The organism is Azospirillum sp. (genome assembly GCF_035627195.1).
In the GTDB taxonomy this organism is placed as follows: domain Bacteria; phylum Pseudomonadota; class Alphaproteobacteria; order Azospirillales; family Azospirillaceae; genus Azospirillum.
Genome location: NZ_DASPMG010000043.1, coordinates 19499 through 32761 on the forward strand (window position 1 = coordinate 19499; position 13263 = coordinate 32761).

Genomic DNA, 13263 nt, shown 5'->3' on the forward strand with positions numbered 1-13263 from the left:
CTACTGCTTTCAGAGTACCCAAGAAGTAGCAGAGAGGGCCGGGCCGGGCCAGAGGGGCCGCGGTCGCGGCCCTGTACCAAGTTCAGAAGGGAGAACTTTCTGAACCTGGTATCAGACGGCGGCCAGCAGCGCCGAGGTGGCGGCGGCTGACGCGCCGGTGGCCGTCAGCGTGGCGGACGCACCGCTCAGCGGCATCTCGCGCATCGCCGCCGCAAGGTCGGCGGCCGGGCGGGCGCGGGCGGACGCGGTGTCCTCGTCCTCGGGCGCCGTCTCGATCATCACGGTGTACTGGCCGATGTTGGAGCCCACGTCCTCCTCGACCGAGAGGTAGAAGGTGCCCTTGCGGGTGGGCGTGAAGATGTACGGGTCCTCCTCGTCGGCGGTGACCGGCAGCGTCGTCAGGATACGGCCGAGCGAGTCCCGAACCCGGATACAGAGCGCGCCCAGGTAGCTTTCTTCGGTCGGCCCGGCGCTGATGACGTAGCCGGTGCCGGCGAGCAGGGATACCCGGAACCAGTCGGCGTCGTCGATCTGCCCGATCCAGCCGGTTTGCTCGTGGCCGAGCGTCAGGGTGCCACGGGTGGTGCGGTTGGCGGTGAAGTCGTCGCGGCGCGGCGGGACCACATCGTTGTCGCGGATGGTGGCGGTGACGCTGGCCTCGTCGCTGTTCAAGCCGACCGTGTCGGAGAAGACCAGGGTGAAGCTCTCGGTCGGTTCACGCGTCCCGTCGTTGAGCAGGGGCACGCGGATGGGTTTGGACATCTGTCCCACGGCAAAGCTCAGGGAGCCGCTGACGGCGGTGAAGTCCGATCCGGCCTCGGCGGTGCCGTCCTCGGTGGTGTAGCGGACCGAGGAGACGAGGCGCGAACTGCCGGCACGGCGCACTGTGAACACCGCCATCCCATCGTCCTCGTCCACCGTAACGTCGCTGACGACGAGGCGCGGCGACAGGTCGTCGTTGGTGATGGTGCCGGAGAGCTGGATGCCGGAGGTGGCGAGCGACGCCGGGCCGTCGGTGACGCCGGTCAGGCGGACCCGATAGGTTTCGTTCGGTTCGGTGATGGTGTCGCCGACGATGCCGACATCCAGGTCGGCCGAGGTTTCACCGGCCAGGATGGTCACCGTGCCGGTGGTGGCGGTGAAGTCGGCGGCGGTGGCGGGCTTCGTCCCGATGCTGCTGAGAGTGTAGGCGACGGTTATGTCGCTGGTGAGCGCACGGCTGAGTTGCACCTGGAAAGGCAGATCGGTGGTGTCGCCGTTGCCTTCGTGGACCGCGGTGCCGCCGGTCCGCGTCAGGCTGACGGTGGGCGCCTCCATGTCGTCGTTCTGGATGTAAACGGTTTCGCTGGTGTAGTTGCTGGCCAGGGAGGCCGTGCCGCTGACGATCCTGGAAAGCTGGACCCGATAGCCTTCGGTCGGCTCGTAGACGGTGTCGCCGGCGATGCCGATGGTGAAGTCGGTCGTGGTCTGGCCGGCGGGGATGGTCACCGTGCCGGTGGTGGCGGTGAAGTCGTCGGCACTGGCGGCGTTGGAATCGGAGCCGGTGCCGGTGATCGAGTAGCCGACCACGACATCGGTATCGGCGGCCTGGCTCAGGGTCAGCCGGAAGGTGGCGTCGGTGGTGCCGCTGCTGCCTTCGGTGATGTAATGCCCGCTTACCCGGGCCAGGGTGACGGCGGGCGGTGCCCGGTCGTCGTTCTTGATGTAGGCGGTTTCATAGGTGTTGTAGCTGGCCAGGATGGCCGGGCCGCTGGTCACCCTGGAGAGCTGGACCTGGAAACCCTCGTTCTCCTCGCTGAGGGTGTCGCCGACGATGCCGACGGTGAAGTCGGTCGTGGTCTGGCCGGCGGGGATGGTCACCGTGCCGGTGGTGGCGGTGAAGTCGGCGGCACGGGCGGCGTAGGAATCGGAGCCGGTGCCGGTGATCGAGTAGCCGACCACGACATCGGTATCGGCGGCCCGGCTCAGGGTCAGCCGGAACGTGGCGTCGGCGGTGCCGCTGTCGCCCTCGGGGATGTAATATCCACCGATGCGCGACAGGGAGACGGCCGCCGCCGGCCGGTCGTCGTTCTGGATGGCCGCGTCATCATAGAGGTAATAGCTGGAACCCAGGACGCCCGGGCCGCCGGTCACGCCGGTGAGTTGGATCTGGAAGTATTCGGTCTGCTCGATGGCGGTGTCGCCGACGATGCCGACGGAGAAGTCGGTCGTGGTCTGGCCGGCGGGGATGGTCACCGTGCCGGTGGTGGCGGTGAAGTCGGCGGCACTGGCGGCATAGGAATCGGAGCCGGTGCCGATGATCGAGTAGCTGACGGTGATGTCGCTGTCGGCGGCCTGGTTCAGGTTCACCTGGAACGGGGCGTTGCTGATGCCGCGGTTGCCTTCGACGATGTAGTAGCTGCCCACGCGGTCCAGGGTGACGGCGGACGGGGTGCTGTCGTCGTTGTGGATGGTGCCGGTGGCCTGGGCCGTGTCGTCGCCGGCCAGAACAACCTGGGGAGCGCCGGACACCGTGGTCAGCCGGACCTGATAGTTCTCGTGGGACTCGTGGGCGGTGTCGCCGGCGATGCCGATGGAAAAATCGGCCGTGGTCTGGCCGGCGGGGATGGTCACCGTGCCGGTGGTGGCGGTGAAATCACCCGAACCGGCGGCGGAAGACCCGGAGCCCGAACCGCCGACGGTATAATTGACGGTCACGTCGGTGCTTACGGCGCGGCTCAGGCGCGCCTGGAAGGTCACCGCGGTGCTGCCGCTGTCGCCCTCGTCGATGGAAGCGTCGCCGGTGCGGACGAGGCTGACGGTGGGCGGGGCCTGATCGTCGTTGCTGATGGAACCGCTCCAGGATGTCTCGGAATCGCTCAGCGTCGCCGAACCGCCGGTGGCGCCGGTCAGCTGGATCTGGAAGCCTTCGTTCGGCTCGTAGGTGGTATCGCCGGCGATGCCGATGGAAAAATCGGCCGCGGTCTGGCCGGCGGGGATGGTCACCGTGCCGGTGGTGGCGGTGAAATCACCCGAACCGGCGGCGTTGGAGCCCGAGCCTCCGATGGTGTAGCTGACGGTCACGTCGGCCGTCGCGGCGCGGGACAGGCGTACCTGGAAGGGAACGGCGGTGTTGCCGCTGTCGCCTTCCGTAATGGAACTGCCGCCGGTGCGCGCCAGGGTGACGGCGGGCGGGGCCAGGTCGTCGTTCTGGATGTGGCTGTCAAGGGAGGTGCCGGCGTCGGACAGCGCCGCCGAACCGCCGGTGACGCCGGTCAACCGGACCTGGAATGTTTCGGTCGGCTCATAAGCGGTGTCGCCGACGACGCCGAGGTTGAAGTCGGCGGCGGTCTGGCCGGCGGGGATGGTCACCGTGCCGGTGGTGGCGGTGAAGTCGGCGGCGTTCACGCTGTTGGTGACGTAGGTATAGATGCCATAGCTGACGGTCACGTCGGCCGCCGCCGCCCGGCTCAGCCGCACCTGGAAGGGGACGTCGGTAGCGCCGCTGTTGCCTTCGGTAACCGTGGTGTTGCCCAGCCGCGCCAGGGTGACGGTGGGCGGCAGCGCCGGGGTCGCCAGCGCGATGTCGTCAAAGACGCCGAGGCCGCCGGCGTCGGTCGCCGTCACCCGGACGGTCAGGTCGCCGCCGCCGGCCGGCGGGGTGCCCTGGAAGGTGCGGGTCGCGGCGTTGAACGCCAGCCAGGACGGCAGGGCCGAGCCGTCGGCCAGCGTGGCGGAAAACGTCAGCGCGCCGGCCTCGGGATCGGCGAAAGCATCGGCCGGCACGGTGTAGGAAAACGCGGCCCCTTCCGTCGCCGCCAGGTCGGGGAGGGCGCCGGCAAGCGCCGGGGCTTGGTTGGCCGGCGCCGCGTCGTCGTTTTGGAGGGTGGCGGTGATCGGCCCGGTGATCTCCGGCACCAGATCGGCGCCCGAGATGTTCTGGAGGGTGAGGGAGATCACCTCGTCGCCCTCCACCGTGGCGTCGCCCAGCACCGGCACCATGATGGTGGCCGTGGTCTGGCCGGCGTCGATGGTCAGCGTGCCGGAGGTCGCGGTATAGTCGCCGCCGGCGGTGGCGGCGTTGGCCGGGGCGGAGCCGCCCTCGGTGGTGTAGGACAGGGTGACGGGAGAGTTGGCCGGGGCCGACAGGGTCAAGGTGAACACGGCGCTGGCGGTGCCACTGTTGCCTTCGCTGATGATGCCGGGAGAGGTGACGGAAAGGGTGGGCATGGCGAGCTCTCCATTGTTGGCTTTTCCTGGGCACCCCTCGATCCGGCAGTTGCACCTTCCGGTGTTTCTGTCGCACTGGTAATGCGCCTCGATATTGACGCAGCCTTAAGGGGAAACAGTGATCGACATCACACTTTATGATCTAACTGTTTGATGACCGGAGCGCCCCGCCCATGACCGACCGGCCCATGACCGACCGGCCCATGACCGGCCCGCTCGACGCCGATGCCCGCTTCACCGTTGCCACCCGTTATTGGACGCGGCTCGATGACGGGCGGGTGCGGTGCGACGTCTGCCCGCGCGGTTGCGCGCTGAACGAGGGACAGCGCGGCCTGTGCTTCGTGCGGGCGCGGCAAGGTGATGCGATCGTGCTGACCAGCTACGGCCGCTCCTCGGGCTTTTGCGTCGATCCGATCGAGAAAAAGCCGCTCAACCACTTCCTGCCGGGCACGCCGGTCCTGTCGTTCGGCACGGCGGGGTGCAATCTGGCCTGCCGCTTCTGCCAGAACTGGAGCATCTCCAAGTCGCGCGAAACCGACACGCTGGCCGATGCCGCCGGGCCGGAGCTGCTGGCCGAGGCGGCGGTGAAGCTCGGCTGCCGCGCGATCGCCTTCACCTACAACGACCCCGTGGTCTTCCTGGAATACGCGGCCGACGTGGCCCGGGCCTGTCGCGCCCGGGGCGTGCGCACGGTGGCGGTGACGGCGGGCTACATCAATCCCGAACCCAGGGCCGAGTTCTACGCTTCCATGGATGCCGCCAACGTCGACCTGAAGGCGTTCGACGAGGGTTTCTACCGCAAGCTGACCGGCGGGCATCTCGGCGCGGTGCTCGACACCCTGAAGTACCTGCGGCACGAAACCGGCGTGTGGGTGGAGATCACCACCCTGCTGATCCCGGGCGAGAACGACTCCGAGGCCGAGCTTCAGGCGCTGACCGGGTGGGTGGTGGAAAATCTAGGTCCCGACGTGCCGCTGCATTTCTCCGCCTTCCATCCGGCGTGGCGGCTGACCGACCGGCCCAACACCCCGCCGGCCACCCTGGCGCGGGCGCGCGACATCGCGCGCGGCAACGGGGTGCGCCACGTCTATGTCGGCAACGTCCACGACCCGGCGCGGCAGAGCACGTACTGCGCAGGGTGCGGCACGCCGCTGATCGTGCGCGCCGGCTACGAGATCACGGGCTGGGGCCTGACGGAAGCCGGCGCCTGCCGGTCCTGCGGCACGCCGTGCGCCGGGGTGTTCGAGGCCGCGCCCGGCACCTGGGGTTCGCGCCGGGTGCCGGTGCGGTTCCGCCCGGCCGGCTAGTCGAAGCGCAAGGGCACGACGATGTTGAGCGAGGACGGCGGCGCGTAGACCACGGGCGGCGGCGGGGCGTAGATCACCCGCGGCGGCGGCGCGTAGTACACCGGCGGCGGGGCGTAGTACACCGGCGGCGGCGCTCCGTAGATGATGGCCGGCGGGCCGGGCCGCCAATGGCGTTGATGGTGGCCGTGGCCCCGGCCATGCCCCCAGCCATGATCCCTGCCCGCGGCCGCCGGCTGGGCGACCGCTCCGGCCAGCAAGGCTCCCAGGGCCACCAGGGCGAACCCGCGCCCGGCCCGGCGAAGAAGAACGCCACCCTTGAGACGGCCAAACATGTTCGGCACCCTTTTGCCAATCGGGGGTCGTCCCCCCATTTCCACGAACGTCCGCCCGCCGCCGTTCATTCCACCGGCTTTCACGCTTTTGGCAGGACGCGCGCGAGGTAAGCCGAAAAAACACACTCGAAAAGGGGGCGGGCGCTCGGGTAAGAAAGTCCGGCAACCACCGTCCGGACCCCATGACCGACCGTCTCGATACCGTCCTCGTCACCGGCGGCGCCGGCTTCATCGGTTCCGCCGTGGCGCGCCGCCTGATCCGGGACACACCCGCGCGGGTGGTGGTGGTCGACAAGCTGACGTACGCCGGCAGTCTCGACGCCCTCGCCGAGGTTGCAGACAGCTCCCGCTACGCCTTCGAGCGGGTGGACGTGGCCGACGGCCCGGCGCTGAAATCCCTGTTCGCCCGCCATCGCCCCAGCGCGGTGATGCATCTGGCCGCTGAAACCCACGTCGACCGTTCCATCGACGGCCCGGCCGATTTCATCCGGACCAACATCGTCGGCACCTACACCCTGCTGGAGACGGCGCGGGCGTGGTGGGCCGGGCTGGAGGGCGCCGAGCGCGCCGCCTTCCGCCTGCTGCACGTCTCCACCGACGAGGTGTTCGGCAGTCTCGACCTGGACGACCCGCCGTTCCACGAGGCCACGCCCTACCGGCCCAACTCGCCGTACTCGGCCTCCAAGGCGTCGAGCGACCATCTGGTGCGGGCGTGGCATCACACCTACGGCCTGCCGGTGGTGGTCACCAACTGCTCCAACAACTACGGTCCGTTCCAGTTTCCCGAAAAGCTGATCCCGCTGATGATCGCCAAGGCGCTGAAGGCGGAGACGCTGCCGGTCTACGGCACGGGCGAGAACGTGCGCGACTGGCTCTACGTCGATGATCACGCCGAGGCGCTCGTCACCGTGCTGGAGCGCGGCCGCGACGGCGAAACCTACGCCATCGGCGGTGAGGCCGAGATGAGCAACATCGCGCTGGTCCGCCGGCTGTGCGGCCTGTTGGACGAGCTGGCGCCCGACGCCGCCGGCCCGTACGGGCGGCTGATCTCCTTCGTCACCGACCGGCCGGGGCACGACCGGCGCTACGCCATCGACACCGCCAAAATCCGGGGCGAACTGGGCTGGACCCCGCGTGAGACCTTCGACACCGGGCTGAAGAACACCGTGGCGTGGTATCTGGCCCACCGCGACTGGCTGGAGACGGTGCGCGGCCAGCGCTACGACGGCCACCGCCTGGGCCTGGAGGCGGTTCCGGCATGACCGGCGCGCACGGCCAGGGGCTGCCGGTCCTGCTGGTCACCGGGGCGGCCGGTCAGGTGGGGGCCGAGTTCCGCCGCCAACCCGGCCTCCGGGCCTTCCGGCTGAACGCCCTGGACCGCGCCGCCCTGGATATCGGCGATGCCGAGGCGGTGAGCGCCGCCGTGGCGACGATCCGGCCCGACGTGGTGGTCAACGCCGCCGCCTACACTGCCGTGGACAAGGCCGAGAGCGAGCCGGAGCGGGCGTTCGCCGTCAACCGCGACGGGGCGGCCCATCTGGCGCGCGCCTGCGCCGCGCGCGGCGTGCCGCTGATCCACATCTCCACCGACTACGTTTTCGACGGCGCCAAGGACGGCCCGTGGCGCGAGGACGATCCCATCGGCCCGCTGGGCGCCTATGGCGCGAGCAAGGCCGCCGGCGAGGCCGCCGTGCGCGAATCCTGGGACCGCCATGTCATTGTCCGCGCCTCGTGGATCTATGGCGCGCTCGGTCCCAACTTCGTCAGGACCATGCTGCGGCTGGGCGCCACGCGCGACCGGCTGACGGTGGTCGACGACCAATGGGGCCGCCCGACCGAGGCGGGGAATCTGGCGGCGGCGCTGCTGACGGTGGCCGGTCGGGTGATCGATGGCGGTTCCGGCGCCTACGGAACCTTCCATTACTCCGGCGGCGGCGAGCCCACCTCCTGGCACGGCTTCGCCCGCGCGGTCTTCGATCGGGTGGCGGCCCGGGGAGGGCGGGTGCCCGAAGTGGCGGCCATCCCCAGCCGCGACTATCCCTCGCCGATCCGGCGCCCGGCCAATTCGGTGCTCGACACCACGCGGTTCCAGGCCGCCTTCGGCGTGGCCGCCCCCCCTTGGCGGGAGTCCTTGCGCGGCGTGCTGGCGGAACTTCTTACCCCGGCAATTTCCTGAGTGGTCCCATGAAAGGCATCATCCTGGCCGGCGGGGCCAACACCCGTCTTTACCCCCTGACCCGCGTGGTCTCCAAGCAGCTGTTGCCGGTCTACGACAAGCCGATGGTGTTCTATCCCTTGTCGTTGCTGATGCTGGCCGGCATCCGCGACATCCTGGTGATCTCCACCCCGCGCGACACGCCGCGCTTCGCCGACCTGCTGGGCGACGGCGCCGCGCTGGGCCTCAATCTCCGGTACCGGGTGCAGGACAAGCCGTCGGGGATCGCCCAGGCCTTTCATATCGGCGCCGACTTTATCGGCAACGACGGCTGCGCCCTGGCGCTGGGCGACAACATCCTGTTCGGCGACGGCCTGACCGCCGCCTTGCAGCGCGCGGCGCGGATCGAACGCGGCGCCACCGTCTTCGGCTACGAGGTCAAGGACCCCGAGCGCTACGGCGTGGTGGAGATCGGGCCGGACGGCCGCGCGCGCTCGATCGAGGAGAAGCCCGAACTGCCGAAGTCGGCGTGGGCGGTGATCGGGCTCTACTTCTACGACTCCCGCGTGGTCGAGGTGGCGCGGTCCATCCGCCCGTCGGGGCGCGGCGAGATGGAGATCACCGATGTCAACCGCTGGTACATGGAGCAGGGTGAACTCAACGTCGAGCGGTTGGGCCGCGGCTACGCGTGGCTGGATGCCGGGACCTTCGACAGCCTGCAGGACGCCTCGGATTTCGTGCGCGCCATCCAGCACCGCCAGGGGCACCGCATCGCCTGCCTGGAGGAGATCGCCTACCGCATGGGTTTCATCGACGCCGCCCAGCTGGAGCGGCTGGCCGGCGAGGTGGGGCAGGGCGGCCTGCGCCAGTACCTGCTGGACGTGTTGAGGCAACGCTTCTGAAGGGCGGGGGGCTCCGCTCGACCCCGTGGCTTTTCCCGAAGCGCCCCCCTCCCGGAGCGGCTGCCGGTTGCCCCTGGTGGCGCGTTATGTTGCGACAATCGTCATTCTCCAAAAGATGTTCTAATGTTAATATCCAGTTGACCTTTCCTTGACGGCGCGGCCGTTGCCAGGATCACCGGACATGCCGACCCTTGTTTCGCGAACTTTTTTGACGACCGTCATCCTCGCCTTCCTTGGGGTGATGTTCGTCGGCGCCGTCGCCCAGGCCCAGGACCAGGCCCAGGACCAAGCCCAGACTCAGGCCCAGAACCAAGCCCAGCCCCAGCCCCAGGCTCCGTCCTTCCAGGAGCAACTGGCGGGGTGGATCGAGCGGCTGGAGGCCGAAGCCGTCCGACTGGAGGGAGAGCCCGCCCGCGCCACCACCCGCATCGGCTCCGGCGGTTCGTTGAAGCCGGGCGCGGAAGGGGAGCGGGTGGGGCGGCTGTCGCGGCGTCTGGTCGAACTGGGCCTGCTGCCCGACGACGGCCGGCAGACCTCGGTCTTCGGTGCCGAGGTGGAGGCCGCCGTGCGTGTCTTCCAGGCGTCCCAGGGACTGCGCCCCGACGGCATCGTGGGCGCGCAGACCCGCGCCGGCCTCGACCGCACCCCGGCCGAAACCGCCGCCGCCCTGCGCCGCTCGGCCCTGGCGATGCGCCAGATCCACGCCTTGGCCCCGGTGGACGTCGTGCTGGTCAACCTGCCGAGCCAGACGGTGGCGCTGGTGCGCAAGGGGCAGGTCCAGTTGACCATGCGCGCCGTGGTGGGACGACCGGAGCGCGAGACGCCGCTGCTCAACGACGCCATCACCCACATCATCGTCAACCCCACCTGGACGGTGCCGCCCACCGTCCTCAAGGCCGACAAGCTGCCGATCCTGCGCAAGACCGGCACGCCCGGCATCGACTACGCCGCCGTCTACCTCGACGGCGAGATGGTGATCCCGGAAACGGTGGACTGGTCGGCCGTCACCCCCAACCGCGTGCGCATCGTCCAGGCGCCGGGCGATCACAACGCGCTGGGCCGCTTCCGTTTCAACCTGACCAATTCGCAGAGCATCTATCTTCACGGCACCAACGATCCCCAGGTGTTCAGCCGCGACTCCCGCACCGTCAGCTCCGGCTGCGTGCGGCTGGAGGACGCCCGCGCGATGGCCGAGACGCTGCTGGCCGACATCGGCGTCATGCCGGCGCGCATCGACGCCCTTCTGGCCACCGGCGCGCCCCAGTGGTTCAAACTGGCCCGGCCTGTGCCGGTGCGTTTCGTCTACTGGGAAGCCACGGTCGAGAGAGAGGGGCGGATCGTCCTGCACCGGGATATCTATGGCCTGGTCGGCGAGGCCGCGGCCACGCCGACCATCTGAACCCTCAAACGCCGGGGGCGGCCCTATACCACGCGGGCGCGCGGGGGCGGCCCTATACCAAGTTCACAAGGGAGAACTTTTTGAACTTGGTATGATACGGCCGGCTGATACGGCTGGCTGATACGGACGGCGCCCGAAGGCTTCGTCCGCCTGGGTCGCCTGTCCGGCCCGCCGCGCGGTGAAACGGCTTGAACTGGCCCCTGGTGCGGCGTCATGGTGCGGATTGCGCCGGCGTTCCTCCTGGGCCGGCGCTTTTCTGGATGGACGGCTTTTCCCTTGCGCTCCTCTTTTCTCAAGCGGGCCTTGGATGTGACGGGCGCCCTGATCGCCCTGGCGCTGTTCGCCGTGCCCATGCTGGCGGTCGCCGTGGCGGTGCGCCGGCACTTGGGGACACCGGTGCTGTTTCGCCAGCCGCGCGTCGGCCGGAACGGGCGGATTTTCGTGCTGCTGAAGTTCCGCACCATGCGCGACGCCATCGGCCCGGACGGCCAGCCGCTGGCCGACGCGGTGCGGCTGACGCGGCTGGGCCGGTTCCTGCGCGCCTCCAGCCTGGACGAACTTCCCGAACTTCTCAACGTGCTGCGCGGCGAGATGAGTCTGGTCGGCCCGCGACCGCTGCTGGTCGAATATCTGCCGTACTACACGGCCGAGGAGGCGCGCCGCCACGCGGTGCGGCCGGGCATCACCGGCTGGGCCCAGGTCAACGGCCGCAACGCCCTGTCGTGGGAGGACCGCTTCCGTCTCGACGTCTGGTACGTCGACCACGGCACGCTGGCGCGCGACCTGAAGATTCTCTGGCTCACCGTCGCCAAGGTGCTGCGCCGCGAGGGCATCAGCGCCGAGGGCCACGCCACCATGCCCCGTCTCGACCACAGCCGGCGGCCGTCATGACCGAGGTCTGGGTGATCGGCGGCGGCGGCCACGCCAAGGTGGTGATCGCCACCCTGGAGGCGGCCGGACGGCGGGTGCGCGGGGTGTTCGACGACGCCCCCGCCAAGCGCGGCGGCTTTGTCTTGGGCGTGCCGGTGATCGGCGCCGTTCCCGATCCGGCGTGGTGGGCCGCCGAGGCCCTGCCGGCCTTCCTGGCGCTGGGCGGCAACGCCCTGCGGCGCCGGGCGGCCGACCGCCTGCACCCGGCCGGCGGCTGGGCGACGGCCATCCATCCGGCGGCGACGGTCCATGCGTCCGTCACCGTCGAGCCGGGGGCGCTGGTGTGCGCCGGGGCGGTGATCCAGCCCGACGTCCGCATCGGCGCCCACGCCATTATCAACACCGCCGCCGTCGTCGAGCACGACGGCGACATCGGCGCGTTTGCCCACATCGCCCCGCGCGCCGGTCTGGCCGGCGGGGTGACGGTGGGGGAGGGCGCCCTGGTCGGCATCGGCGCCAGCGTTGTCCCGGGCCGCCGGTTGGGCGCCTGGTGCATCGTCGGCGCCGGGGCGGCGGTGATCCGCGACCTGCCCGACGGCATGACCGCCGTGGGCGTTCCCGCCCGCCCTTTATCCGGGAGTCGATAACCCATGTCCGCTGATCCCGAGGGGGCTCCCCGCCTTTTCCTGTCGCCGCCGCACATGGCGGGGACCGAACTGGGGCTGATCGAACAGGCCTTCGCCAGCAACTATGTCGCCCCGGCCGGGCCGATGCTGGAAGCCTTCGAACGAGCGTTCCGCGAGCTGACCGGCATTCCCCACGCGCTGGCGGTGACCAGCGGCACGGCGGCGCTGCATCTGGCCCTGCGCGAGCTGGGGGTGGGGCCGGGCGACGCGGTGTGGTCGGCCACCTTGACCTTCATCGGCGGTGTGGCCCCCATCACCTACCTGGGCGCGGAGCCGGTGTTCCTCGACGTCGCTCCCGCCACCTGGACGCTCGATCCCAACCGGCTGGAGGCCGCGCTGAAGATCGCCGACGCCGGGCGGCGGTTGCCCAAGGCGGTGATTACCACCGATCTTTACGGCCAAAGCGCCGACCTGGACGCCATCCGCGCGCTGTGCGCCCCCTTCGGCATCCCGGTGGTGGCCGACGCCGCCGAGGCGCTGGGAGCCACCTACCGCGGGCGGGCCGCCGGCCACGGGGCGGCGGCGGCGGTCTGGTCCTTCAACGGCAACAAGATCATCACCACCTCGGGCGGCGGCATGCTGGCCTCGCACGATGCCGCCCTGATCGAGCGCGCCCGCTTCCTGTCGCAGCAGGCCCGCGATCCGGCGCCGCACTATCAGCACTCGACGGTCGGCTACAACTATCGGATGAGCAACATCGTCGCCGCCATCGGCGTGGGCCAGCTCGGCATGCTGGAGGAGCGGGTGCGCCGACGCCGCGCCATCTTCGAGCGGTACCGGGAGGCGCTGGGCGACCTGCCCGGCCTGTCGTTCATGCCGGAAGCGCCCTACGGCCGCGCCAACCGCTGGCTGACCGTCGTCCAGATCGACCCCGGCGCCTTCGGGGCCGACCGCGAGGCGGTGCGGCTGGCGCTGGAGGTCCGGAACATCGAATCCCGGCCGGTGTGGAAACCCATGCACCGCCAGCCAGTGTTCGCCGAAAGCCGGCGCTTCGGCGGCGAGGTGGCCGACCGCCTGTTCGAGCACGGTCTGTGCCTGCCGTCGGGCTCCGCCATGACCGACGCGGATCAGGCGCGGGTGGTCGCGGTGATCCGCCGCCTTGCCGGGCAAAGCAAACCTTAGATTGCGACGAGAGGCGGGTTCTTCTTGACCGCGACCTTGCCGCATCGGTCGTCGGGGCCGGCAGCCCTTCGAAGGAGGGCGTCCAGCGTGGCGGCGTCGGGAAAAAATCAGGCCGAACAATGGCTTTCCCGCCGCTTTTCGGGCCATGACGCCAACCCTTGCGGGAAAAGCGCCGGGATTGCCACCGATGAATGTTTCTACTTCAGACTGTTTTTCGAAGGTGGCGGCGGCGCTTCGTTCGAGGTTTCCCAAATTTGTCGCAACTTGGTATGATCCCCTGG

Annotated in this window: 11 protein-coding genes; 9 read left to right on the forward strand and 2 right to left on the reverse strand. The window is 69.8% G+C overall.

Annotation, left to right across the window (positions count from 1 at the left end):
* Window positions 1-111: 111 nt before the first annotated feature.
* The gene (locus VED21_RS03580) at window positions 112-4209 is read right to left on the reverse strand and encodes a Calx-beta domain-containing protein (protein WP_324880936.1); all 4098 of its coding nucleotides are present in this window, start codon (window positions 4207-4209) and stop codon (window positions 112-114) included.
* Between the two features lie 203 nt (window positions 4210-4412).
* Between VED21_RS03580 and amrS the strand changes: the two genes are divergently transcribed.
* Window positions 4413-5516: an AmmeMemoRadiSam system radical SAM enzyme gene (gene amrS / locus VED21_RS03585; protein WP_324880992.1), complete on the forward strand. Its 1104-nt coding sequence runs from the start codon at window positions 4413-4415 to the stop codon at window positions 5514-5516.
* On the opposite strand, the gene VED21_RS03590 is transcribed toward amrS, so the two are convergent.
* The gene (locus VED21_RS03590) at window positions 5513-5848 is read right to left on the reverse strand and encodes a hypothetical protein (RefSeq protein WP_324880937.1); all 336 of its coding nucleotides are present in this window, start codon (window positions 5846-5848) and stop codon (window positions 5513-5515) included. The two genes, amrS and VED21_RS03590, sit on opposite strands and share 4 nt — an antisense overlap.
* A 182-nt stretch (window positions 5849-6030) precedes the next feature.
* Here VED21_RS03590 and rfbB point away from each other — a divergent pair, with 182 nt between their 5' ends.
* The 8 genes from rfbB (at window position 6031) to VED21_RS03630 (ending at window position 13255) form a co-directional block, all read left to right on the forward strand.
* Window positions 6031-7110: a dTDP-glucose 4,6-dehydratase gene (gene rfbB / locus VED21_RS03595; RefSeq protein ID WP_324880938.1), complete on the forward strand. Its 1080-nt coding sequence runs from the start codon at window positions 6031-6033 to the stop codon at window positions 7108-7110.
* A complete protein-coding gene (rfbD, locus tag VED21_RS03600) occupies window positions 7107-8024 on the forward strand; it encodes a dTDP-4-dehydrorhamnose reductase (RefSeq protein ID WP_324880939.1) in 918 nt (305 codons plus the stop codon). The genes rfbB and rfbD overlap by 4 nt, the downstream gene beginning before the upstream one ends.
* An 8-nt stretch (window positions 8025-8032) precedes the next feature.
* A complete protein-coding gene (rfbA, locus tag VED21_RS03605) occupies window positions 8033-8905 on the forward strand; it encodes a glucose-1-phosphate thymidylyltransferase RfbA (RefSeq protein ID WP_324880940.1) in 873 nt (290 codons plus the stop codon).
* Window positions 8906-9086: 181 nt separating this feature from the next.
* Complete coding sequence (locus VED21_RS03610) at window positions 9087-10304, forward strand: L,D-transpeptidase family protein (protein ID WP_324880941.1); 1218 nt, start codon at window positions 9087-9089, stop codon at window positions 10302-10304.
* Between the two features lie 276 nt (window positions 10305-10580).
* Entirely contained in the window at window positions 10581-11195 is a 615-nt protein-coding gene (locus tag VED21_RS03615; RefSeq protein WP_414638151.1) for a sugar transferase, read from the forward strand.
* Window positions 11192-11821 (forward strand): acetyltransferase, encoded by a 630-nt coding sequence (locus VED21_RS03620; RefSeq protein WP_324880942.1) that lies wholly within the window; start codon window positions 11192-11194, stop codon window positions 11819-11821. The genes VED21_RS03615 and VED21_RS03620 overlap by 4 nt, the downstream gene beginning before the upstream one ends.
* 3 nt (window positions 11822-11824) lie before the next feature.
* The gene (locus VED21_RS03625; protein ID WP_324880943.1) at window positions 11825-12982 is read left to right on the forward strand and encodes a DegT/DnrJ/EryC1/StrS family aminotransferase; all 1158 of its coding nucleotides are present in this window, start codon (window positions 11825-11827) and stop codon (window positions 12980-12982) included.
* Between the two features lie 87 nt (window positions 12983-13069).
* Window positions 13070-13255, forward strand: a complete 186-nt coding sequence (locus VED21_RS03630; protein ID WP_324880944.1) for a hypothetical protein — start codon at window positions 13070-13072, stop codon at window positions 13253-13255.
* Window positions 13256-13263: the final 8 nt, after the last annotated feature.

Coding starts and splice junctions, on each gene's coding strand:
- VED21_RS03580 (WP_324880936.1), bottom strand. CDS start 4,209: ATGCCCACCCTTTCCGTCACCTCTCCCGGCATCATCAGCGAAGGCAAC.
- amrS (WP_324880992.1), top strand. CDS start 4,413: ATGACCGGCCCGCTCGACGCCGATGCCCGCTTCACCGTTGCCACCCGT.
- VED21_RS03590 (WP_324880937.1), bottom strand. CDS start 5,848: ATGTTTGGCCGTCTCAAGGGTGGCGTTCTTCTTCGCCGGGCCGGGCGC.
- rfbB (WP_324880938.1), top strand. CDS start 6,031: ATGACCGACCGTCTCGATACCGTCCTCGTCACCGGCGGCGCCGGCTTC.
- rfbD (WP_324880939.1), top strand. CDS start 7,107: ATGACCGGCGCGCACGGCCAGGGGCTGCCGGTCCTGCTGGTCACCGGG.
- rfbA (WP_324880940.1), top strand. CDS start 8,033: ATGAAAGGCATCATCCTGGCCGGCGGGGCCAACACCCGTCTTTACCCC.
- VED21_RS03610 (WP_324880941.1), top strand. CDS start 9,087: ATGCCGACCCTTGTTTCGCGAACTTTTTTGACGACCGTCATCCTCGCC.
- VED21_RS03620 (WP_324880942.1), top strand. CDS start 11,192: ATGACCGAGGTCTGGGTGATCGGCGGCGGCGGCCACGCCAAGGTGGTG.
- VED21_RS03625 (WP_324880943.1), top strand. CDS start 11,825: ATGTCCGCTGATCCCGAGGGGGCTCCCCGCCTTTTCCTGTCGCCGCCG.